The organism is Scandinavium sp., assembly GCF_051650185.1.
In the GTDB taxonomy this organism is placed as follows: Bacteria; Pseudomonadota; Gammaproteobacteria; order Enterobacterales; family Enterobacteriaceae; genus Scandinavium.
Genome location: NZ_JBOFIN010000066.1, coordinates 42,063 through 62,988 on the forward strand (window position 1 = coordinate 42,063; position 20,926 = coordinate 62,988).

The following is a 20,926-nucleotide window of genomic DNA, read 5'->3' on the forward strand; positions in this document are numbered from 1 at the left end:
AGTCGCGAGTTGTCTTCAGGTAAAGTTATGCAAAAAACGGTCTTAATAACAGGATGTTCCAGTGGAATCGGGCTGGAAAGTGCGCTGGAACTGAAACGTCAGGGTTTTCGCGTGCTGGCCGCTTGCCGTAAGCCAGAAGACGTGGCGCGCATGGCAGAATTAGGACTGGTCGGGATCGTTCTCGATCTGGACTCTCCTGAAAGCGTCGATCGTGCCGCCGATGAAATTCTTGCCCTCACCGACAACCGCCTGTTCGGCATTTTCAATAACGCCGGATACGGGCTGTATGGCCCATTAAGTACGCTGAGTCGTGCTCAGGTCGAGCAACAATTCTCCACTAACTTCTTCGGTGCCCACCAGTTAACCATGCGCCTGCTGCCCGCCATGGAACCGCACGGCGAAGGCCGTATTGTGATGACTTCGTCGGTGATGGGGCTGATTTCCACCCCAGGCCGAGGGGCTTATGCCGCCAGTAAATATGCGCTGGAAGCGTGGTCCGACGCATTACGCATGGAGCTTCGCTACAGCGGAATCAAAGTCAGCCTGATTGAACCCGGCCCGATCCGTACCCGCTTCACCGAAAACGTTAATCAGTCACAGGCCGATAAGCCGGTGGAAAACCCAGGCATTGCTGCACGTTTTACGCTGGGGCCGGAAGCCGTCGTGGACAAAGTACGCCATGCTTTCACCAGCGACAGGCCAAAAATGCGCTATCCGGTGACGCTGGTCACTCATGCGGTGATGCTGCTTAAGCGCCTGTTACCCGGGCGGATGATGGACAAAATTTTACAGGGCTGAGTTGAAGCTGTGGCCAAAGCCCCCATGTAACAGAGATATCCTCTGAATTCGACTATAGAGAGTGCCTCATGACTGCACAGTATATCGTTAACATTACCGAAGCTAACCTGCACCAGACGCTGGAGCAGTCGGTCACCAAACCGGTGTTGTTCTACTTCTGGTCTCCTCGCAGCCAGCATTGCGAACAGTTAACCCCGATGCTGGAAAGCCTCGCGACTCAGTACAACGGACAGTTTATCCTCGCGAAACTGGACTGCGACGCCGAGCAAATGATCGCCTCGCAGTTTGGTCTGCGGGCCATTCCAACCGTTTATCTGTTCCAGAACGGTCAGCCGGTTGACGGCTTCCAGGGCCCGCAGCCGGAAGAAGTGGTTCGTGCGCTGCTCGACAAAGTGCTGCCGCGTGAAGAAGAGTTGAAAGCTCAGCAGGCGATGGCCCTGATGCAGGAAGGCAAACACGACGAAGCGTTGCCGCTGCTGAAAGAGGCCTGGCAGTTGTCCGGTCAGGACAGCCAGATTGGCCTGCTGTTGGCGGAAACCCAAATCGCGCTGCACCGTTCTGAAGACGCAGAAGCGACGCTGAAAACCGTGCCGTTGCAGGATCAGGATACCCGCTATCAAGGGCTGGTCGCGCAAATCGAGCTGCTGAAACAAGCCGCTGATACCCCAGAGATTCAGCAGCTACAGCAGCAAGTGGCAGCCAATCCTGAAGACGCCGCGCTGGCTTCTCAGCTCTCGCTGCAACTGCATCAGGTCGGCCGTAATGAAGAAGCGCTGGAACTGCTGTTCAGCCATCTGAAGAAAGATTTAGGTGCGGCAGACGGCCAGGCGCGCAAGATGATGCAGGAAATCCTTGCGGCACTCGGCACCGGGGACGCACTGGCCTCGAAATACCGCCGTCAGCTTTACTCTCTGCTTTACTAACCCCTTTGCTGAATGCCCGGCGGCGCTTCGCTTGCACGGGCCTACGGTAACGCAAACAGTCCGGGTAAGGCGTCAGCCGCCCGGATTTTTTAGCTGCTTCACCACCAACTGGTGGCGCGAGTTATAGAACTTCCGGTACGTCAGATAGCAGGCAATAATGGTCGACAGGCTCGCGGTTGAGAGCAGCATAAACGTCACCATAATCTGATACTTAATCGCTTTCACCGGGTCGATTCCGGCAAAAATCAGGCCTGACATCATTCCCGGCAAGCTGACTAATCCTACCGTTTTGGCTGAATCCACCGTTGGGATCAGCGACGCACGAATGCTCTCGCGAATCAAACGTTCAGACGCCATTTTCGGCGTTGCGCCGAGGCTCAACTTCTCCTGAATTTGCTGCTGCTCGCTGCTGAAACGCTGTCCGAGATTGTTGTAGCACAACCCCACCGCAATCATCGCGTTGCCGGCGATCATCCCTGAAATCGGGATCACCTGCATCGGCGTGAAGGTAATCGCGCCAGAGAAAACCAATACCGCCAGCGTCAGCCCTGCCCCGGTGGTGATGGCGATAAACGACGACACAAACGCCTGACTGATGTATTTACTGCGTTTTTGCGCATTCCACGCCGCGTTGAAACAGATAAACAGCACCATCAGCAGGGTCAGCAACGCGTTATTGACGTTAAAAATCGTTTTCAGCACGTAGCCGACAATTACCAGTTGGATAACGGCCCGGCAGATGCTCCAGATGATCTCTTTCTCCAGCGCCAGTTTTTCCCGATAGCTGACAATAATCGCCACCAGCACCAGCATCATCGATAGCGCCAGCGACTCATTGGAAATATTATGCTCGCCCATCTGCGCGCTCCTCCATTCCACCTGCCTGCGGTTTCAGGGTAATAACATCATCGGCGTGGCTTATTTCGTCTTTATCATGGGTGACCCACAACACGCCGACATTCTGCTCCTTCACATAATGATGAATAATCTCATTCACGTTACGCTTATTACTCTCGTCCAGCGCGCTGGTAATTTCGTCGAGCAATAACACTTTCGGTAAGAATTGCAGATTGCGGATCAGCGATATTCGCTGTTTTTCACCACCAGACAACGAATGAATGGATTTTTGCAGCGTCTCTTCCGGAAGATTAAAACGTGCCAAATCCGCCAGCAATTGTTTCGGCTCCGGGCGTTTATCCCGTATTTGCCACGGGAAAATGAGGTTGTCATAGACCGTTTCGCCAAACAGCGCAGGAGTTTGCGCGCAGTAAGAAACCTGCTGGCGGTAGGCTTCAGGGGAGAGCTGCATGATATCTTCGCCGCAAAAATGAATGCTGCCGGACGTTGGGCTCAGCAGCGAGGCAATTATCTTCAGTAAGGTACTTTTTCCACACCCGGAAGGCCCGGTTATCAGCGTAAATTGCCCTTCGCAAAGCCGCAGATTGATATTATTCAGGAGGGGAGTCTCACCAGACATAAACCCCAGTTGGCTGACCTGCAATAATTCCTTCATTGTTTTCCCGTTTATTACGCTTATTCCCCGATATTGTATGCCTGCGGCCTTCGCGCTGAGAAGGATAAAAGTTATACTTTCTGTTCTCGGGCTGACGAAGGCCGTTGGCTATCAGGCAAAAAACAGGAGGTTTTCATGCTCGTCTTTATTCCCGTCTTAATCTTTGTCGCGCTGGTGATTGTCGGCGCAGGCGTCAAAATTGTGCCGCAGGGCTATCAATGGACGGTAGAACGCTTCGGCCGCTACACCAAAACACTGCAACCGGGGCTGAGCCTGGTAGTGCCGTTTATGGACCGTATTGGTCGCAAGATCAACATGATGGAACAGGTTCTCGATATCCCTTCGCAGGAAGTCATTTCCAAAGACAACGCCAACGTTGCGATTGATGCCGTATGCTTTATTCAGGTTATCGATGCCCCGAAAGCAGCCTATGAAGTCAGCAATCTTGAGCTGGCGATCATCAACCTGACCATGACCAATATCCGTACCGTGCTGGGCTCGATGGAGCTGGATGAAATGCTCTCTCAGCGAGACAGCATTAACACTCGCCTGCTGCACATCGTGGACGAAGCCACCAATCCGTGGGGCATCAAAATCACCCGTATCGAAATCCGTGATGTTCGCCCACCGGCCGAACTGATTGATGCGATGAACGCCCAGATGAAAGCCGAACGTACCAAGCGTGCTTATATCCTTGAAGCCGAAGGGATCCGTCAGGCCGAAATCGTCAAAGCGGAAGGGGAAAAACAGTCCAAGATCCTCAAAGCCGAAGGTGAGCGTCAGTCTGCGTTCCTGCAAGCCGAAGCCCGCGAACGTTCCGCCGAAGCAGAGGCCCGCGCAACGCAGATGGTGTCCGAAGCTATCGCTGCCGGTGACATTCAGGCGGTGAACTACTTCGTGGCGCAGAAATACACCGACGCGCTGCAGCAGATTGGCTCGGCTAACAACAGCAAAGTGGTGATGATGCCGCTGGATGCCAGCAGCCTGATGGGCTCTATCGCCGGGATCGCCGAACTGATGAAAGACAGCGCGACTGAGCGGAAAAACAGATGATGGACGCCCTTCTCACACACCCGCACATCTTCTGGCTAAGCCTCGGCGGTTTGCTGCTGGCGGCGGAAATGCTGGGCGGGAACGGGTATCTGCTGTGGAGCGGCGTGGCGGCTATCATCACCGGCCTGCTGGTGTGGCTTCTGCCGTTTGGCTGGGAGTGGCAAGGGGTGATGTTCGCCGTCCTGACGCTGCTGGCCGCCTGGCTGTGGTGGCGTTGGCTGGCCAATCGCGTGAAACAACAGCCCCGCGCCGACAGTCAGTTAAATCAGCGTGGTCAGCAACTGGTTGGCAAGGTGTTTACACTTGATGTCGCGCTAAACAACGGACGAGGGCACGTCAAAGTGGGCGACAGCTCCTGGCCCGTGGCGGCTGATGAAGATTTGCCAGCAGGCACACGCGTGGAAGTCATTGCCGTGGAAGGGATCACCTTAAAGGTGCGCCCTCACTGATCAGGCCTTACGATGACAGCAGCCGGAAAGATTATCGATAATCGGACAGTCGGCGCTGTCATCTCCCGGGCAGGCTTCGGCGAGAGTGAGTAATTGCTTACGCATTCCCTGAAGCTCCTCAATGTGGCGTTCAATATCCGCCACCTTTTGCAAGGTTCGCGCTTTCACATCGGCACTGTGGCGAGCGGGATCGTTGAACAGGTTGACCAGCTCACCACACTCTTCCAGATTGAACCCCACCTGACGTGCCTGACGCAGCAGCGTCAACTCATCAAGATGCTTTTGCGAGTAGGTGCGGTAGCCGTTATCGCTTCGCAAAGGCGGCGTCACCAGCCCTTTCTCTTCGTAGAAACGAATCGCTTTGCTGGTCAATCCGGTTTTTTTTGCAACGTCGCTGATGTTCATCGAGCCTCCTGAGGCGAGCAAGGTGCATGCCAGGGGAAAATTATACTCGCTGCCAGGCGTTCCGGGCCAGCGCCTATACCCTGCTTTACCGTTTCTTCCTGAGAGCTAAAACAACCTGTTTATTAACGTCTGAAACTGACGCCTGTCGCCTACTCCTTTATTAGTATTAACGCTGATTATTTATTGCCATTTACAAACAATAATCTCGCCTTGAAAAAACAAAAAAGACACAACCCATCAACATTAAGAATATTCAATTTTAAATTTTAAAGAATCTGGATTTCATGTAATAAAAACTCACCACCAATAAAATTAATGAATATAAAACAATGAGTTAAATAGCAAAATAATCTCAAAAAAATCGTCTAAAAACGTTAATTAATACTCCCTCAATGTAATTTTAAACAGATTAACAGATTGAAATGTGATTAATATCTCGGTAGAAAACAGTTCACCGATGAAAACATCATCCTCACGGCACAGCTATTGCATCGCTCCCTCAAGAAAGGATTTCTCTCACGCTGGGTTATTACGACGGGTGCTTTTGTGCTTACTCTATTAGGCCATTGTTCATTTGATCATTATGCAAAAGTATTTTTACTCGGTTAACAACTGGCTGGTGGACTCGCCGACGGGGTCGCTCATCCACTTAGCCAACGGTGAAAAGAAGCGTCTGGGTGAGTATCAGATAAAGCTTCTCGAAGTGCTGCTGGAAAACGCGGGCCGTATTATGTCCCGTGAAGAGCTCACTGCGCTGGTCTGGGAACGCCGTGTCATCGGCAGCAACAGCCTGCCTAACGCCATTCATGCGCTGCGTGCTGCTCTGGAAGATGACGGGAAGCAGCAGCGCATCATCAAAACGCTGCCAAAAAAGGGCTACATTCTCGAAGCGGAATATTGCACTCAGGTTGAAAAAGAGGAGTCTGAGATATCCGCCGCTAACCAGAATGCGGAACTGACGGAAACCTTCGACAACAAAGAGACAGAAGAGGAGTACGTCACGGAGGACGTCACGCTGGTGAATGAAAACCAGCCTGTGGAAGTCTGTCTTCACTGCGCAGAAGTCCAGAGCGTGCCCGAAGTTACGGCCGTTCCTGAACCAGCCGCCCGCGAACCACGCAGCGCGTCTTTCCGCCTGTTGGTTGTTTTCGCAGCGATGGCCTTGAGCCTGCTGGTCGCAATGGGTGGAACCTGGCTCATGAAAGTGAATGCTTCCCAACTGACGCTGTCATCTCGCCAGCAAAAAGTGTTCGATCACATTACGATGTATGAAGTCAAAAACACCACTGACGACGATGTCGACCAAACGGACATGTATCTGTTCAGTCGCCTGAAGGACACTTACAGCCAGCTAAACCAGACGCTGAAAGCCCGTTCCGTGGACATGACGGTTTACTACCACTATGTGCAACAAACGCTGAACTACACCTTCGTCCTGAAAAGCCGCTGTGAGGACAAAGAGACCATTCTCTATTTCTATCACTGGCACAGCGACAACGCGGCCCTGAATCGCTCCATCTTTGACAATACCATGAGTACACTGAATGAAATGGCAACCTGTAAATAAGACACTCTGGCTCTTCATTCTGGCGCTGGGCATAGGACTGGCAGGGACATTTGCATGGCACACGCTGCATTCGCCTCGCTTCCTGATGAACAAGCACCAGAAGACGATAAAAATCGGTTTTGTCGATTTAATGTCGCATCAGCAGGAGATGTACAACATGGATATTCAGGTGCTTGATGACTGTATTCTGGCGACCTTCACAGACCCGAAAGACCCGGACTTTCTCATCAAAGGCAATATGGTGGAAGTGAAGAAGTATGACGATCGCTACAACTATAAGTTCAGCCCGGTGCTCACTTCATCAACCGTGAAATCATCGATGGCCTGGGAATATATTGAGATGCTGACCCACACCGATTTGTGGATGCAAGCGCAGGACGATAATCAGAGGACGTTAATGATTGGTAAGGAAGGCGTGGTTTTCCCACTCTGACCTTCCTTATAGCGGTCAACTCAGCAAGTTCTTCACCGTCGCCAGGCGGACATTCCCCTGGGCTGAGAGCGCCCGGGAGAAGCTCTCATAACTCTCGCCACTGTTCGCCAGAATGTCTCCCAGTGCCTGCGAAGTGTTTTGCGCCTGAGCGGCTGACATGGGCGGGGCTAAATCATCAATACGGCTGGCGGCACGCCCCTGATGCTGATTCAGGCGGCTACGCTGCTTCACAATATTATCCATCACCTGATTCAGCATAGAGCTGCTGACCTGTTTGCGATCCTGGGTGACCTGTTGCAGCACATCTTCCTGCGAAGATTCCGCTTTCGGAGTCAGCATCGTGAACGCATCCGCGGGGAAATTCTGCCCTTCCCCGCGCACGCTCAGGTACTCGCTCACCCGGCCCCAGCGTTGTTCATCCACGCTGAAACTGGTTTGCCCGTCTTTGCCCTGTTGAGCATGGATACCCAACCGTCCTAACCCAAGATTCATCTGGCGTAGCACCTGGCGAGGGTTGTCCTGCTTTGGCAGGGTCACCGCCGCCAGTTCGCGTTTATCGCCACCCAGGGAAAAAACCAGCGTCTCCCCCTGCGGATTTTCCACCAGCTTATCCAGGCCCGCCAGGCTGAAATTCACCTTGCTGCTCTGCTGTAAGCGCAGCGCGAACTGTCTGTCGACCGTGCCGCCTGACAGTTCACTCCGCCCATCGAGATGCTGCTTCAACCCGGAAGAAACCTTCCGGCTATCTGCCCCACTCGCATAAGCATGGCGTAACTGCATCAGCTTCGATTCCGTTTGCGCCAGATAGCTGTCCGCCTGCTGAACCGCTGTCAACTGCTGATTTAACTGAACGTTATAGCGCAGAGGCTGACGAGAAATGATCGCCGCTTCCGGGAAGACGTTATTACGCCCGGAAGAGGCGACATCGGCCACGGCCGACGACTGACGAATCGTTTCGGGTGCGCCGATCGGGCGCTGCCCAACCGCCGTTGAGGCGGTTGGGATCGTGCTGGTTTTAGAAGAGACCTGGGTGACCATGATTACAAGTTATCGAACAATGAGAGTGAGCTGACCATGCTGTAGGCCTTGTTGCTGATTTGGACTGAGTTGACATAGAGCTGCATGTTCATGCTGGTTTCAGCCCAGTCGGTATCAGAAAGATCATGAACCACCTGATCGTTAGCCATGCTGACATCGGCGTGCGCGTTATCCAGCAGCGTGAGCTGATTCTGACGGCCACCCAAATCGGTGAAGACCGAAGAAATCTTATCGCGCGAATCCGATTCCAGCTTCAGCACCTGATCAATCTGCGGTTGATAGTCTTCAAAGTGCGCAGTGGGATCCTGCATCTTGTCGCTCAGATCCTTCAGCTGATTGAGCATCTCCAGATCGTTACCGCTGGAGGAAAAGACGGAGGCAATATTGGTGTTTTCCTGAATCGTCACGCTGTTGGCGACGGTGGTTTCACGCGTGCCGTCGTTGCCCTGATACACATACTTGCCGGTCGCATCGTCGAACACCACCGGTTTGGTATCGGTTTTGGTACCCGAGAAAAGGTAGCTGCCGTTTTCATTCTGTGCGTTCATGCTGTCCACCAGCGAGTCCAGCATCGACGACAGTTCTGCGCCAAAGCCTGACATGTCTTTTTCGCTGTAGGTACTGTTGTTGGCCGACAGCAGCTTGTCGTTAATCGCCAGCAGGTTATCGCTCATCGCCTGAACGTGGGATTCCTGCACCGACAGCGTCCCGCTCACGCGGCTGATGTTTTGCTGATACTGCTCAATCGCCGACTGCTCGCGGTTAAGCTGCACCAGACGCGTGGCGGCCACCGGATCGTCCGATGGCACGTTGACACGCTTTTGCGTCGACATCTGTTCCATCAACTTACTCAGACGGTCGTTGTTGCTGTTCATCTGGGCCAGCATGGCCTGCGAGTGGTAAAGGCTACTGATTCGCATACTGTTCTCTCCTCATCCCTGATTAAAACAGGTTCAGCAGGTCGGAAAAGACCTGATTGCCCGTCGAAATGACCTTCATGTTGGCCTGATAAGACTGCATATAGGTTTGCAGGTTTATCGCCTCTTCGTCCTGATTGACCGCGCTGACGTTATCGCGCTGCGTCTGAGACTGATCGCTGACGGCTTGCGCCGCTTCCAGCTCGGCTTTGGTCTGCTTGCTGAAAATCCCGATGTTGGACACGATTGCCGCCGCCCCTTCGTTCAGGCTCATATTGCCCATCCCCGGAATGTCGACTTTCTTGTTTTTAATGTCGATAAGCTTCTGCAGATTATCGCCATTGCCCGGTTCGCCTGCCGCGCTGGAAAGCGCAATATCGTCGGGCTTCAAATCGTTGACCTGAAGGATGCCGTTCGGGCTGCTCGGGTCATAGGTGAACATCGGCTGGCCCGGGTTGCCGTTCAGGTCATAACCCTGCGCCAGCTGATCGTTAAACTGGGTGGCGAAGGAATCAGCCATGCCGCGAATACTGTCTCGCATCTCCTGCAACGTGCCGGTTTCATAGTCGTACAACGAGCCCATTTCTCCGCCCACGGACTGCGACAGCGGGAAGTCAGATTTCGAGAAACTCAGGTTCAGCGAAGGGTTGCCATCGGTGTCGTAATCCGCCGACAGCGTGCCTGCCGTGCGCCCGCTAACCAGCGGCTGGCCGCCTTTCAGCGCCACCGTGTAGTTGCTGTTGTCATCTTCGGTCACGTTGACGTCGATAATGCCGCTCAACTCTTTCACCAGGTCATCTCGCTGATCGCGCAGGGTATTGGTGTTAGCCCCTGACGCTTCCGCCGTGGTGATTTTTTGGTTGTAGTCCGCAATCTGCCCGGAAAGGGTATTCACCTGTGTCACCAGCGCGCCACGCTGGGAGTGGATTTGATCTTTCTGCGAGCTGATAAACCCGTCCATGTTGTTAAAACGGGTCGCCAGCGCGTTGGCCTGATTCAGCAACTGCTGGCGATTCGCTTCGCTTTCTGGCTGCGTGGTGAGGGAGCTTAACGCCGAGAAAAAGTCGTCAAACCCTGTCCCCAGGCTGCTGGAGTCGGTGCCGATCACTTTTTCCAGTGCGCTGGTGTACTGATCGGTCATGCCGTAATAGCTGGCTTTGGTGTTCGACTGCCACACCTGATTCACCAGGTACTGATCAGACACACGACGGATGCTGTCGACCTGTACGCCAGAGCCCGCAGACATGCCCGCTTCGCCCATCGGCCCTACGGAACTTTGGGTTGAGCTTTGACGGGTGTAGCCCGGCGTCAGGGCGTTGGCGACGTTCATCGACGTGACGCCAAGGCCAATCTGTGCCGCCTGCAATCCGCTGTAGGCAATATTAATAATGTTCATGGGTGACTTACTCCTTGCTGCCATGCCCGGTTGGCACGACAGGGGTTTTCAACTCTTGTGGATGCTGAATAAGAGCGACCATATCCTGTTGGTTCTTAAGCGCGTTTTGTGTCGATGGCCCTAATTGCGCCATGATCATCTGCGCAATGCCGCTGCTGCGGGTGGTGGCGAGGTGTAACGCCATTTTGTCATCGTAGAAATCACGCAGCATTTTTTGCTGTTTGCTCTCAAACGGGTTGTCGGCAAACAGCGCATCGGAGGATTTGCGCATCTCCTTCATCATCGAGCGCAGGAACATCGCTTCAAACTGCTCTGCCGCCTGCTCCAGGTTTTGCGGCTTCACCGCTCCGGTTACGTCACCCGGAATAACCGCCGTATTGAGATGGACTGCGTTAACCATATCCTTTCCTTAGATAACCACGAGTTCAGCGTCGAGTGCGCCCGCTTCATGCAGCGCCTGAAGAATAGCCATGGTGTCATCCGGGGAGGCGCCGAGGCTGTTCAGGGTATTCACAATCGCACGCAGGCTGGTGCCGGTGCGCAGCGTCACCATCTGGCCTTTGCCCTGACTCACGCTGATATCGCTCTGCGGCGTCACTGCGGTACGGCCCTGACTGAATGCGCCTGGCTGCGAAACATTGGAAGACTCACGAACCGAAACGGTCAGGTTGCCGTGAGACACCGCCGCCGCGTGAACCACCACGCCATCGCCAATCACCACCGTGCCCGTTCGGGCGTTAAACACCACGCGCGGCGGCTGTTTGCCCGCGTTGATCTGCACGTCTTCAAGCTGCGACATAAAGGCCACGCGATCGCCCGGATTCATTGGTGCGCGCACGGACACGTTAGTTGAACTTTCCGCCATTGCGGTGCCGTAGCCGAAGGAGTTGTTCAGCGCGATGGCGATGTTGTTCGCCGTTTTGAAGCTCGGACGCTTAAGATTGAGCATCACGCGATCGGTCTGCTGAAAATCACTTGGAATTTCGCGCTCAATGGAGGCACCGTTCGGCACCAGGCCAACCGTTGGCGTGTTCACCGTAATACTGGAACCGCTGTTGCCCTGGGCTTTAATGCCGCCCACCACGATATTGCCCTGCGCCAGCGCGTACACTTCACCGTCTGCGCCGTGGAGCTGCGTCATCAGCAATGTGCCACCACGCAGGCTTTTCGCATCGCCCATTGAGGACACGGTCACGTCGATCGACTGCCCGCGAGCATAGCCCGGCGGCAACGTCGCGCTCACCGCCACGGCTGCCACGTTCTTCACTTTCGGGTTAATTTTGGCAGGCAGCTGCACGCCAAACTGGCGCAGCATGTTGGTCACCGACTGGCTGGTGAATTTCACCTGGTTTTTATCACCGGTGCCATCCAGGCCGACGACCAGGCTGTAGCCCACCAGCTGGTTGCCGCGCACGCCCTGCACATCGACCAGATTGCCCAGACGAGCGGCAAAGGCGTTCGCGCTGCACAGCGCCAGGCAGAGAATCATTAACTTACGCATCATCTTCTCCATTAAATCGGGAACAGCGGATGGTTGAAGAAGCGCGTCAGCCAGCCTGCCGAGTTGGCATCGCTAAGTGCGCCACGTCCCGCATAAGAGATGCGTGCGTTGGCAATGCGCTGAGAAGAGATCGAGTTATCGTGTTCGATGTCTTCGGAACGTACCAGCCCGGTTACGCGCAGGTATTCGTCACCCTGATTGAGGGTCAGCCATTTTTCGCCGCGAACCGCCAGTACGCCATTTGGCAGCACTTTATAAATCGCCACCGTGATCGCGCCACGCAGGCTGTTTTGCTGCTGCGAACTGGCCCCCCCGTTGAAGTTACGGTCGCCGCTGACAGAGCCAGAAGCGTTGTCGAGGGTTTTACCCATCACCGTCGGCACGCCAATAGTGACATCGTTCTTCTTGCCGAAGTTGGTTTTCGCCTGTTTGCTCGACTGGGTCGATTCATCGAGAATGACCGTCAGAATATCGCCCACACGATAGGCGCGGTGATCCTGCACCAGACCCCAGTTGTAGCCTGAATTGTAGAGCCCGCCGCCTTTGACCTGGGTCGGCGGCTGGACGTAATCTTCCGGCGGCGCGAACGCCGCATCGTCTTTCTGGACCAGCAGTGCCGGGCTTTCACAGCCCGACAGCAACAGTGCCAGCATTCCAATCAATAACTGCTTTTTCATATCTCTTTCACTGTTTCGCCGCAGGCATTACATCTGCTGCGTGACAAACTTCAGCATGTCATCGGCGGCAGACACCATTTTGGCGTTCATTTCATAAGCTCGCTGAACGGTAATCATGTCCACCATCTCTTCCACAACCTGAACGTTGGAGCCTTCAAGCGAGCCTTGTTCAAGCTGGCCGAAAGCTTCTTCGCCCGGAACGCCTTCCACGGCTTCACCGCTGGCTGCGGTTTCCATGTAGAGGTTGCCACCGACGGCTTCCAGACCGGCCGGATTGACGAAGTTCACCAGCGTGATCTGCCCCAGCTCCACGGGTTCAGCTTCACCCGCAACGGTGGCAGTCACCGTGCCATCTTTGCCAATCTGGATGTCTTTGGTGTTCTCCGGCAGCTCAATCTGCGGGATCAGCGGCAAGCCCTGGGCATTGGTGATCATCCCGTCGGCATTACGTTGCAGGTTGCCCGCACGGGTATACGCCGTATCGCCATCCGGCGTTTCCACCTGGAAAAAACCCTGGCCGGTGATCGCCACGTCCAGCGACTGTCCGGTATTCTGGATATTGCCTTCGCTGAACTCTTTCTGCGTGCCAACGATCTTCACCCCGGTGCCGTACTGGATGCCGGTTGGTGACGTATTCTGCTGATCCAGCAACCCGCCCGGTGCGCGATCGGTTTGATAGAACAGATCCGCAAACATCACACGATCGCGCTTGAAGCCGGTCGTGTTGACGTTCGCCAGGTTGTTGGAAATCGCGGTCATCTTGGCGTCTTCTGCCGCCAGGCCGGTTTTACTCACCCATAATGCTGAATTCATTGTGACTCCTTGTTCTTATGCCGCCGCTTACGAGTTCCGTAGCAGTCGATTTCCTGCACTGGCCATATCTTCGGCCGCTTTCATCATCTTGATTTGCGCTTCGAACTGGCGGTTGAGCGAGATGCTCGCCACCATTTCGCCAATCGCCGACACGTTGGAGGTTTCAAGATGACCCGAAGCCACCTCGACCTCTTCGCTGCGAGGATTGTCAGTGGCCTGGGTTATCAGCAGACCATTTTCGTTCTTGTGCAGTTGACCCGGCGCGATATCCACCAGCTTGATGCGATCCACGTCGATAGCCTGATTAATCTCACCATCATCCGGAATGATGGTGATGATGCCGTCGTCGCCAATGGTCAGCGAGGTAAAGGTCGGCAGAATGATCGGCCCGTTATCCCCTTCCACTGGCAGCCCGTTGATCAGCAGATCACCTTCCGGGCCGACTTCCATCTGCCCGTTACGGGTATAAACTTCGCGGCTGCCATCATTGAGGGCGATCAGGCCATTGCCTTTGATCGCCACATCCAGATTGCGCCCCGTTTCACGCACTGCGCCCGGCGTCATGTCCACGCCACCGTTTTGTGGCTCAACCAGGAAGCGAGAGGAGAACCCCTCGCCCATCACCTGCTCTGACTGCGCACGTTCCAGATCCTGGCGAAACCCTTCGGTATTCACGTTCGCCAGGTTATTGGCGTGGATGCGCTGCTGGGAAAGGTTGCGCGCCGCGCCGCTGACTGCGGTATAGAGGAGCTTATCCATTACACCGCCTGGAACAGAGCCGTCATCATCTTGTCATCGGTGCTGATAACCTTGGTGTTGGCCTGATAGTTACGCTGGGCCGTCATCAGGTTTACCAGTTCCGCCGTCAGGTCAACGTTGGAAGATTCCAGCGCGCCAGAGGTCAGAGAACCGTTCAGGCCGCTCCCCGGTGTGCCCGAAATAGGCGCGCCTGAAGCCTGCGTCTGAACCCAGGTGGTGCCGTCAGTGGACTGCAAACCGTTCGGGTTAGGGAAGTTGGCGAGGATCACCTGGCCCTGCAGCATGCGCTCACCGTTAGAGAAGGTGGCGTAGACCGATCCGTCTTCGTCAATCATCTGCCCGGTACGTTCGCCGGAGGCATAACCGTCGCTGTTGTTCTGGCTCACGGAGAAATCGCTGCCAAACTGCGTGGTGCCGTTGTAGTTCACGTCGATGCTCAGATCTGCCGCGCCAGTCACCGGAACGCTCAGGTTCACCGGGCCGGTTGGGCTGGTCAGCAGGCCTTGATTATCAAAGCTCATCGCCTGAGGGCTTGGGCTGGCGATCGCCGCGCCGTCCATGTAGTAGTAGGTGTCCCAGCTGTTTTCGCCGGTTTTCACGTAATACTGGTTCAGCGTATGTTCGCGACCCAGGGAGTCATGTACCTGCGTGGCGTAGGTATTGTTGTAAGACGTGTTATCCGCCGGATCGAACGTCGTGGTGGCTGGCACATCCGCGTTAGCATCAAAGTTGGCGCTGAAATCCAGCGAGGTTGTCGCTTTCGCCGGAATAGAGCCGGACGTCACTTTCAGGTCACCTACTGAACCCACCTGCAGCTCGCCGTTCGCATCCACCGGATACCCCTGCAAACGCATTCCCTGGTTGTTGACCAGATAACCGTTACTGTCCGTTTGCATGTAGCCCGCACGGGTATACGCGGTGGAGCCGCTTGAATCACGCATCACGAAGAAGCCGCTGCCGTTAATCGCCAGGTCCAGATCGTTGCCGGAGGAAAAAATGCTTCCGCCTTTATTGATGCTTTCTGTCACGCCTGTCACGCCCACACCTAAAGGCTGACCTTCGGCATACATGGAGGCAAACTCTGCACGGCCCGATTTAAAGCCCACGGTGCCGGAGTTGGCGATGTTGTTGGAGATAGAATCCAGCTGCTCGTTGATGGCATTCAGGCCGCTAATGGCAATGTTAGAACTCATGGTATTTCCCTCTTAATCTCAATGTTTCTTGAAATGCCCGATCCGTCAGGCGTCTGTCTCGCCAATTTGCGAGATGTTGTTGTAAGCCACTTCACCGATACCGGCGATGTTCAGCACGGTGGTGCTGCCATCCAGCGGAATGCGGACGTTGTCCACATTGCCGCCAAGCTCAACAGCGGTGTCGTTATCGCCGGAATCCGTGACCACAGCGACCGTGTATTTTCCGGCTGGCATCCCGAGTTCTGCCGGGTCGATGGAGAAATCAACCTGACCCTGCTCCTGATTGCCGAGCGGAATTTTGTACTCGGTGCCCGCTTCGTCTTTCAGAATCACGTTCACGATGTTGGACGCATGATCCAGCGTCAGTCGGCCATCCACGGTGGTTGCGCCATCGCTTTCCAGCGAACTGGTCTGTACCATGACTTTCTGATCCACCAGGCTTGAGGTGGACAGGGTCTGGATGTTGTCCATCAGCACCATGTTGTTGGCCATAATCTGCGACATGCTTTCCATCGACTGCACCTGAGTGAGCTGCGCCAGCTGATTGACGTACTCGGTGCCGTCAGTCGGGTTGAGCGGATCCTGATTCTGGATCTGCGCCACCAGCAGCTGCATAAACATGGTGTCCATGCTGCTTGAGGTGTCGTTGCTCACCACATTGTTGGTGTCGCCCACATTGCCGCTCTGGCTGTTCGACGTGCTATTAACGTTCATGTTTACGCTTCTCCTAGTCGCAGCAGGCTTTGCTGCATGCTTTTCACGTTGTTCAGGACGTCGACGTTGGTCTCAAAACTGCGTGAGGCGGACATCATGTCTGCCATCTCTTCCACGACGTTAATGTCCGGGTAGTAGACGAAGCCGTTGTCATCCGCCATCGGGTGATTCGGTTCGTAACGCTTCACGGACTGCCCGGTCTGCACCACATCCAGCACCTGGACGCGAGCGCCTGTCAGCGCGTTGTCGTTCATTAACTCGTCATTCTGATAAACAGCGGCAAATACCGGGTGACGAGCTTTGTACACATCCCCTTCCGCCTGGGCTGGTGTTTCTGCGTTCGCGAGGTTACTGGCCACGGTGTTCAGACGAACGGTTTGGGCAGACATCGCAGAACCGGAAACACGGTAAATATCAGAAAAAGCCATACGGGTTTCCTTTCCTTATTACTTGCCTTCGATGGCCTGTTTCAGACCAGCAAACTTCATGTTTAAAAAGGTCAGACTCGCCTGGAAATCCTGTGAGTTACGGGCGAATTCAGACTGCTCAACATCCAGAGAAACGGTGTTGCCGTCCTCAGAAGGTTGAAAAGGCACGCGATATTTCAGTTCCGGGGAAGATGCATTGGTGAAATAGTGCTGTGACCGTTGCATCTCCTCGGCAAAATCAATATCTTTGGCCTGGAAATTCGGGGTATCGACGTTTGCAAGGTTCGCTGAAAGCAGTTCTGCCCGGTCAAGACGGACTGCTACAGCGTGGGGATGAACACCTAATGCTTTGTCAAAACTAATACTCACAATTCACTTCCTCATGATGATTTCACTGCCCTGCCTTCCTGGACATACTCCATTTAAGCAATAGGCGTGCCAACTTTTTAACATCATGAAAAACTTAACGATTATCGATAAAACCCGATCATTCGGGAAAATACATTTCCTCTTTTCATTTTTCGCAGCGACGCTGTTGTCTGTTCCCGTAGCCCGAGCTGATGTTCAGCCCACCACGGCGCGTAAACAGATCTATGCCGCCGCGCAAAAACAGGCGACAACGCTCATCCAACGCGAAGCCAAAAAACGCGGCTGGCATGACTACAGCGCCAAACTCACTATTTTTGTGCCCGCAGAAGCCACACAACTGGCCACCTGCCCTGCGCCGCTCAAAGCCACATCTGGCGAAAATGGCCGCGTTAACTTAAGCCGTCTGCGGATTGAATTGCACTGTGAAGGCACGCCGGGCTGGAACAGCAGCGTGACCGTTAAACCCGATATTTCGATGCCCGTGGTGATGGCAAACACGACGCTTGAACGCGGTCATGTCCTCAGCGAAGAAGATTTAACGTTAAAGAAATACAACGTGACGGGCGCACGCAGCGATATCGTATGGCGTGCGGATGACGTAATTGGGCTAACGGTCAAACGCCGTTTGCGTGAAATGACGCCCATCACCCAAAGTATGCTGGAAGCGCCAGTGATGGTTGAACGGGGGCAGCGGGTGGCGATGATTGCCTCGCAGGATGGCGTAACCGCACAAACCACGGGTTTTGCGATGAAAAAAGGCCGTCGTGGCGAAATCATCAAAGTCAAAAACGAGAGTAGCGGCCAGCAGGTCAGCGCCCGGGTGACCGATTTTGGCGTGGTGAAGACCGTTGCGGTTTCCGCGAAATAAAAATTTTTAAGCTGGCAGTTAAGTTTTCTACCCGGTGGACCGCTTTACTCAGTTGCAGGAGAATTGCTTCACAACAAGAACAAAGCACTCATCACTATCTAATACCGGGAATGGGGTTTGAAAATGAAAGTCACTGCTTCGCAGTACACCACTGTCTCAGCCATTGACACAAAACAGTTGGCGAAAAACAACGACGTGAAAGCCAGCGCCACAGTGCAGAAAACGCAGAAGCCAGGCGCTATCGACCCTGTTCTGGGTGAAGCACAGTCGCAGCTTTCCGCCATGCCAGAAATCGACATGGACCGCGTGGCGGAAATGAAAGAAGCCATCAGCAAAGGACAGATCGGCATCAATGTTGATGAACTGACTGTTGCGATGCAGAAGTACTACCAGGGATAAAACCGTATGAGTAACGCCAGCGAGAATGTGAAAACGCTGCTTCAGGACATGGTTGCGGATCGTAACCTCTATTCCCTTCTGCGCGATCGTCTTGACGCGCAGAGGGAAGGCATTATTCTACGCGACGTTGCGGCGCTGGAATTGGTCAATCAGGAGATTATTACCCTGTACCAACAGCTTTCCGCCCACAGCCAGAAACGCCACCGTCTGTTGAAAGCATTGGGCATTCCGGTTGGCGTGAAAGGATTAAAGACGCTCTTTTCTCGTCTGCCTGAAAACTGGCAGAACCAGGTCAAACACCTTTGGGCCGATCTGGAAGACAACGCCGCCACCTGCAAAATGGCCAACGATGCCAACGGCATGTTGCTGAATATGCAAAATGACATCCTGCAAAATCTGCTCAACGTGAGTGAGCCGGAGAATTGGTTGTATCAGAAGGTGTAATGCAGACTGCCCCACTTCCGGCTGCATGGCATGCAAAACACAACAGATAAATAAAAAAAACGGCCAGGGATTTCCCCGACCGTTTTTATTGGCGTTTATTTCCTGGTTTACGCCACCAGGTGAATGTCTACACCGTGTTGAACCAGCACTTCCATGTTGTCACCGTGATGCTGGTAAATGTCATAGGTCACGCCAGCTACGGTGGACTGTCCAACATCATTCCAGGTGCCCTGCGCCAAATCGGCACCTTTCAACTCCAGCACAGCCCCTTTCTCGCCCTGAATCGCCACCTGTTCTGTACCATCCTGAATAAACAGATTCTGTTGTGCCTGACTGAGGAGATCGTCGTGCGCCAACTGGACAGGTTTTGCTTCGTGAGACTGATGGTCGTCAAGCTGAATAATGCCACTGACCACATCGTCATGATGAACGGCAGACAGTGACTCGCTTTCTACGGAGTGAGAGGAGACGAAGTTATCCGCGGCATGCCAGTGAAGCCCACCGATAGCCACTGAGCCTGCCGGGCTATACATCGAGAAGGAACTGGCGGAATAGCCTGGGTCAAACCAATATTCGAATGCGTATAACGTTGTATTACCACTGGGTTCCATTGACTCCAGGTGAACATGCTCAGTTGGAATGACTTTGCCGTCGCTATCATAGAAGGTGAATGAACACCCGCTATAGGTCGTTACCCTCATCGTATCCACCGTCGACGCCCCAAAATCAACATTGATTTGAGTTGAATAAGTGACCATATACGACTTGCTATGCTCATCAAACATTAAAGTACCGGGCATCTGTTGCTTCACTAATACACCAGAGTTCGAGGAGGTGGTCACACCATAACTGTCTGTCCAGGACCAGAATGATAACGGCGCACCTTCATAGTGTTCTGAACAGTCCATCGGATGTGGCCCGCAAGATTCGATATTCACCACAAAGTCTGACGAATGTGCACTGCTGTTCCCTGCTGTATTGGTCGCCGTAGCCGTAAAAGTGTGCTTCCCTTCCGACTCGGCAGGGACCGTGTAGTGCCAGGTTCCATCGCTCCCGGCCTTCACCGTGCCCAGCACTTTCGAGCCTTCGTAGATGGTCACCGTGCTGTTGGCCGCTGCCGTCCCGTTCAGCGTTGGCGTGGTGTCATCTGTGGTGCTGCCGCTGTTGTTGGTCCCTTTAGCGCTGCCCACATCATCTGTATAGCTGTTGATGTGTGGTGCGTCAGGTACGGAAGTATCATCCCCATTATTACCATCGCCCGTGTACTCCACGACAAAGTTGTCGATGCAGGCGCTGGTATTTCCTGCAATGTCAGTGGCTGTCGCATGGAAGGTCCAGTTTCCTGTCCGGCCAAGAGCACGCGATGTGTTCATCTGGAAAGTCCAGTTTCCATGAGTATCTGCGACTGTCGTACCGAGGTTGTACGTATTACCGCCAGGGCCTTTGACGAAGACTGAGACTGTGCTGCCTGCTTCCGCAGTACCATGAACCAGCGGCAATTTGTCGTCCGTCCGACCGCCGTTAAGCACGTCGCCCTGCTTAGTCCCCACATCATCCGTGAGACAGGTAATAACCGGAGCATCACACACGGTGTCCACCACGACCGTAATCGCGGTAGTTTTGGCACTCATATTGCCGTTGTCCGGGTTTTGTACTGCCGCGCTGTAGCTGTGGGAGCCGTCCTTTTGCGCCGACGGTGTATAAGACCAGGTACCGTCAGATTTGACGGTGGTGGTACCGATTTGCTTGCTGCCGTCATAAATAATCACGGTGTCGCCAGCTTCGGCCTTGCCGGAGAGGGTCGGGGTATTATCGTTGGTGACGTCGCCGTTTTTCAGGCCACCGATGATGCCGCCTGAAACGTTATCGGTCAGATGAATATCTGTCGCCATATCCGGGATGGAGGTGTCGTCCTTACCGGTGGCCACTTTTTCCACTTTGTAGGTTGCCGTAGCGCTCTGGTTGCCCGCAGCGTCGACGGAATAAACACTGTAGCTAAACCAGCCATCGTTGGCATAGCCCTGTAGCAGCGACCATTTGCCGTCTGAACCGACAGCAACGGTGCTTTTGTAATGCTCTCCGTAGACACCCGTGGCATCAATGTATACGGTGCTGTTCGGCTCGGCGGTACCTGTGAGCACAACGGAATCATCATCTGTTTTGCCGCCGTTGGCCACCAGCCCTTGTTTCGAACCATGGTCATCGGTGACCCCAGTGATGGTCACATGCGTAGTGGTATCTACGGTGACGTTAATAGGGGCCGTTTTGG

24 protein-coding genes and 1 pseudogene are annotated in these 20,926 nt (G+C 54.1%); 9 read left to right on the forward strand and 16 right to left on the reverse strand.

Annotated features, from left to right (window positions below):
- Window positions 1-27 precede the first annotated feature (27 nt).
- Both ACRCWW_RS08320 and ACRCWW_RS08325 read left to right on the forward strand, forming a co-directional pair.
- Window positions 28-798, forward strand: a complete 771-nt coding sequence (locus ACRCWW_RS08320) for an SDR family oxidoreductase (RefSeq protein WP_438681986.1) — start codon at window positions 28-30, stop codon at window positions 796-798.
- 68 nt (window positions 799-866) lie between these two features.
- Entirely contained in the window at window positions 867-1,721 is an 855-nt protein-coding gene (locus tag ACRCWW_RS08325; protein WP_438681987.1) for a co-chaperone YbbN, read from the forward strand.
- Window positions 1,722-1,793: 72 nt separating this feature from the next.
- Here ACRCWW_RS08325 and fetB read toward each other — a convergent pair whose 3' ends face one another.
- Both fetB and fetA read right to left on the reverse strand, forming a co-directional pair.
- Window positions 1,794-2,579: an iron efflux ABC transporter permease subunit FetB gene (fetB, locus tag ACRCWW_RS08330; RefSeq protein ID WP_438681988.1), complete on the reverse strand. Its 786-nt coding sequence runs from the start codon at window positions 2,577-2,579 to the stop codon at window positions 1,794-1,796.
- Entirely contained in the window at window positions 2,566-3,234 is a 669-nt protein-coding gene (gene fetA, locus ACRCWW_RS08335) for an iron efflux ABC transporter ATP-binding subunit FetA (RefSeq protein WP_438681989.1), read from the reverse strand. The genes fetB and fetA overlap by 14 nt, the downstream gene beginning before the upstream one ends.
- A gap of 135 nt (window positions 3,235-3,369) precedes the next feature.
- Here fetA and ACRCWW_RS08340 point away from each other — a divergent pair, with 135 nt between their 5' ends.
- Complete coding sequence (locus ACRCWW_RS08340) at window positions 3,370-4,287, forward strand: SPFH domain-containing protein (protein WP_438681990.1); 918 nt, start codon at window positions 3,370-3,372, stop codon at window positions 4,285-4,287.
- A complete protein-coding gene (locus ACRCWW_RS08345) occupies window positions 4,284-4,736 on the forward strand; it encodes an NfeD family protein (RefSeq protein ID WP_438681991.1) in 453 nt (150 codons plus the stop codon). The genes ACRCWW_RS08340 and ACRCWW_RS08345 overlap by 4 nt, the downstream gene beginning before the upstream one ends.
- Here ACRCWW_RS08345 and cueR read toward each other — a convergent pair whose 3' ends face one another.
- The gene (gene cueR / locus ACRCWW_RS08350; protein ID WP_438681992.1) at window positions 4,737-5,141 is read right to left on the reverse strand and encodes a Cu(I)-responsive transcriptional regulator; all 405 of its coding nucleotides are present in this window, start codon (window positions 5,139-5,141) and stop codon (window positions 4,737-4,739) included. It abuts the gene before it with no gap.
- A 583-nt stretch (window positions 5,142-5,724) separates the two neighbouring features.
- Here cueR and ACRCWW_RS08355 point away from each other — a divergent pair.
- Window positions 5,725-6,708 carry a winged helix-turn-helix domain-containing protein gene (locus tag ACRCWW_RS08355; RefSeq protein ID WP_438681993.1) on the forward strand — a complete coding sequence of 328 codons (984 nt, stop codon included), beginning with the start codon at window positions 5,725-5,727 and terminating at the stop codon, window positions 6,706-6,708.
- Window positions 6,686-7,141, forward strand: coding sequence for a hypothetical protein (locus ACRCWW_RS08360; protein WP_438681994.1), 456 nt, complete (start codon window positions 6,686-6,688; stop codon window positions 7,139-7,141). Before ACRCWW_RS08355 ends, ACRCWW_RS08360 begins: the two co-directional genes overlap by 23 nt.
- Window positions 7,142-7,156: 15 nt before the next feature.
- Here ACRCWW_RS08360 and ACRCWW_RS08365 read toward each other — a convergent pair whose 3' ends face one another.
- The 12 genes and pseudogenes from ACRCWW_RS08365 to flgB form a co-directional block, all read right to left on the reverse strand.
- Window positions 7,157-8,179 carry a hypothetical protein gene (locus tag ACRCWW_RS08365; RefSeq protein WP_438681995.1) on the reverse strand — a complete coding sequence of 341 codons (1,023 nt, stop codon included), beginning with the start codon at window positions 8,177-8,179 and terminating at the stop codon, window positions 7,157-7,159.
- A gap of 2 nt (window positions 8,180-8,181) precedes the next feature.
- On the reverse strand, window positions 8,182-9,099 hold the full coding sequence (gene flgL, locus ACRCWW_RS08370) for a flagellar hook-associated protein FlgL (protein ID WP_438681996.1): 918 nt from the start codon (window positions 9,097-9,099) through the stop codon (window positions 8,182-8,184).
- 22 nt (window positions 9,100-9,121) lie between these two features.
- Window positions 9,122-10,492 (reverse strand): flagellar hook-associated protein FlgK, encoded by a 1,371-nt coding sequence (gene flgK / locus ACRCWW_RS08375; protein WP_438681997.1) that lies wholly within the window; start codon window positions 10,490-10,492, stop codon window positions 9,122-9,124.
- A gap of 118 nt (window positions 10,493-10,610) precedes the next feature.
- Window positions 10,611-10,892: pseudogene (locus tag ACRCWW_RS08380) on the reverse strand (rod-binding protein); the annotation flags it as partial.
- Between the two features lie 9 nt (window positions 10,893-10,901).
- Window positions 10,902-11,993 (reverse strand): flagellar basal body P-ring protein FlgI, encoded by a 1,092-nt coding sequence (locus tag ACRCWW_RS08385; protein WP_438681998.1) that lies wholly within the window; start codon window positions 11,991-11,993, stop codon window positions 10,902-10,904.
- Between the two features lie 11 nt (window positions 11,994-12,004).
- A complete protein-coding gene (flgH, locus tag ACRCWW_RS08390; protein WP_438681999.1) occupies window positions 12,005-12,670 on the reverse strand; it encodes a flagellar basal body L-ring protein FlgH in 666 nt (221 codons plus the stop codon).
- Window positions 12,671-12,697: 27 nt separating this feature from the next.
- Window positions 12,698-13,483 carry a flagellar basal-body rod protein FlgG gene (flgG, locus tag ACRCWW_RS08395; protein ID WP_438682000.1) on the reverse strand — a complete coding sequence of 262 codons (786 nt, stop codon included), beginning with the start codon at window positions 13,481-13,483 and terminating at the stop codon, window positions 12,698-12,700.
- A gap of 27 nt (window positions 13,484-13,510) precedes the next feature.
- Window positions 13,511-14,242 carry a flagellar basal body rod protein FlgF gene (locus ACRCWW_RS08400; protein WP_438682001.1) on the reverse strand — a complete coding sequence of 244 codons (732 nt, stop codon included), beginning with the start codon at window positions 14,240-14,242 and terminating at the stop codon, window positions 13,511-13,513.
- Window positions 14,242-15,435: a flagellar hook protein FlgE gene (flgE, locus tag ACRCWW_RS08405; protein WP_438682002.1), complete on the reverse strand. Its 1,194-nt coding sequence runs from the start codon at window positions 15,433-15,435 to the stop codon at window positions 14,242-14,244. Before flgE ends, ACRCWW_RS08400 begins: the two co-directional genes overlap by 1 nt.
- Window positions 15,436-15,480: 45 nt before the next feature.
- A complete protein-coding gene (flgD, locus tag ACRCWW_RS08410) occupies window positions 15,481-16,149 on the reverse strand; it encodes a flagellar hook assembly protein FlgD (RefSeq protein ID WP_438682003.1) in 669 nt (222 codons plus the stop codon).
- Window positions 16,150-16,151: 2 nt separating this feature from the next.
- Entirely contained in the window at window positions 16,152-16,577 is a 426-nt protein-coding gene (flgC, locus tag ACRCWW_RS08415) for a flagellar basal body rod protein FlgC (RefSeq protein WP_404657127.1), read from the reverse strand.
- A gap of 18 nt (window positions 16,578-16,595) precedes the next feature.
- A complete protein-coding gene (gene flgB, locus ACRCWW_RS08420; protein WP_404657126.1) occupies window positions 16,596-16,946 on the reverse strand; it encodes a flagellar basal body rod protein FlgB in 351 nt (116 codons plus the stop codon).
- A gap of 166 nt (window positions 16,947-17,112) precedes the next feature.
- Here flgB and flgA point away from each other — a divergent pair, with 166 nt between their 5' ends.
- From flgA to flgN, 3 genes are all read left to right on the forward strand, one after another.
- Window positions 17,113-17,814, forward strand: coding sequence for a flagellar basal body P-ring formation chaperone FlgA (gene flgA / locus ACRCWW_RS08425; RefSeq protein ID WP_438682004.1), 702 nt, complete (start codon window positions 17,113-17,115; stop codon window positions 17,812-17,814).
- 123 nt (window positions 17,815-17,937) lie between these two features.
- The gene (gene flgM / locus ACRCWW_RS08430) at window positions 17,938-18,213 is read left to right on the forward strand and encodes a flagellar biosynthesis anti-sigma factor FlgM (protein ID WP_438682005.1); all 276 of its coding nucleotides are present in this window, start codon (window positions 17,938-17,940) and stop codon (window positions 18,211-18,213) included.
- Window positions 18,214-18,219: 6 nt separating this feature from the next.
- A complete protein-coding gene (gene flgN, locus ACRCWW_RS08435; protein ID WP_438682006.1) occupies window positions 18,220-18,657 on the forward strand; it encodes a flagellar export chaperone FlgN in 438 nt (145 codons plus the stop codon).
- A gap of 107 nt (window positions 18,658-18,764) precedes the next feature.
- Here flgN and ACRCWW_RS08440 read toward each other — a convergent pair.
- Window positions 18,765-20,926: Ig-like domain-containing protein (locus tag ACRCWW_RS08440; RefSeq protein ID WP_438682007.1), on the reverse strand; the 2,162-nt coding region annotated here is incomplete at its 5' end.

Coding starts and splice junctions, on each gene's coding strand:
- flgL (WP_438681996.1), bottom strand. CDS start 9,099: ATGCGAATCAGTAGCCTTTACCACTCGCAGGCCATGCTGGCCCAGATG.
- fetB (WP_438681988.1), bottom strand. CDS start 2,579: ATGGGCGAGCATAATATTTCCAATGAGTCGCTGGCGCTATCGATGATG.
- ACRCWW_RS08385 (WP_438681998.1), bottom strand. CDS start 11,993: ATGCGTAAGTTAATGATTCTCTGCCTGGCGCTGTGCAGCGCGAACGCC.
- ACRCWW_RS08360 (WP_438681994.1), top strand. CDS start 6,686: ATGAAATGGCAACCTGTAAATAAGACACTCTGGCTCTTCATTCTGGCG.
- cueR (WP_438681992.1), bottom strand. CDS start 5,141: ATGAACATCAGCGACGTTGCAAAAAAAACCGGATTGACCAGCAAAGCG.
- ACRCWW_RS08345 (WP_438681991.1), top strand. CDS start 4,284: ATGATGGACGCCCTTCTCACACACCCGCACATCTTCTGGCTAAGCCTC.
- flgD (WP_438682003.1), bottom strand. CDS start 16,149: ATGAACGTTAATAGCACGTCGAACAGCCAGAGCGGCAATGTGGGCGAC.
- ACRCWW_RS08355 (WP_438681993.1), top strand. CDS start 5,725: ATGCAAAAGTATTTTTACTCGGTTAACAACTGGCTGGTGGACTCGCCG.
- flgC (WP_404657127.1), bottom strand. CDS start 16,577: ATGGCTTTTTCTGATATTTACCGTGTTTCCGGTTCTGCGATGTCTGCC.
- ACRCWW_RS08365 (WP_438681995.1), bottom strand. CDS start 8,179: ATGGTCACCCAGGTCTCTTCTAAAACCAGCACGATCCCAACCGCCTCA.
- flgG (WP_438682000.1), bottom strand. CDS start 13,483: ATGAATTCAGCATTATGGGTGAGTAAAACCGGCCTGGCGGCAGAAGAC.
- fetA (WP_438681989.1), bottom strand. CDS start 3,234: ATGAAGGAATTATTGCAGGTCAGCCAACTGGGGTTTATGTCTGGTGAG.
- flgK (WP_438681997.1), bottom strand. CDS start 10,492: ATGAACATTATTAATATTGCCTACAGCGGATTGCAGGCGGCACAGATT.
- flgH (WP_438681999.1), bottom strand. CDS start 12,670: ATGAAAAAGCAGTTATTGATTGGAATGCTGGCACTGTTGCTGTCGGGC.
- flgN (WP_438682006.1), top strand. CDS start 18,220: ATGAGTAACGCCAGCGAGAATGTGAAAACGCTGCTTCAGGACATGGTT.
- flgM (WP_438682005.1), top strand. CDS start 17,938: ATGAAAGTCACTGCTTCGCAGTACACCACTGTCTCAGCCATTGACACA.
- ACRCWW_RS08340 (WP_438681990.1), top strand. CDS start 3,370: ATGCTCGTCTTTATTCCCGTCTTAATCTTTGTCGCGCTGGTGATTGTC.
- ACRCWW_RS08325 (WP_438681987.1), top strand. CDS start 867: ATGACTGCACAGTATATCGTTAACATTACCGAAGCTAACCTGCACCAG.
- flgE (WP_438682002.1), bottom strand. CDS start 15,435: ATGAGTTCTAACATTGCCATTAGCGGCCTGAATGCCATCAACGAGCAG.
- ACRCWW_RS08400 (WP_438682001.1), bottom strand. CDS start 14,242: ATGGATAAGCTCCTCTATACCGCAGTCAGCGGCGCGGCGCGCAACCTT.
- ACRCWW_RS08320 (WP_438681986.1), top strand. CDS start 28: ATGCAAAAAACGGTCTTAATAACAGGATGTTCCAGTGGAATCGGGCTG.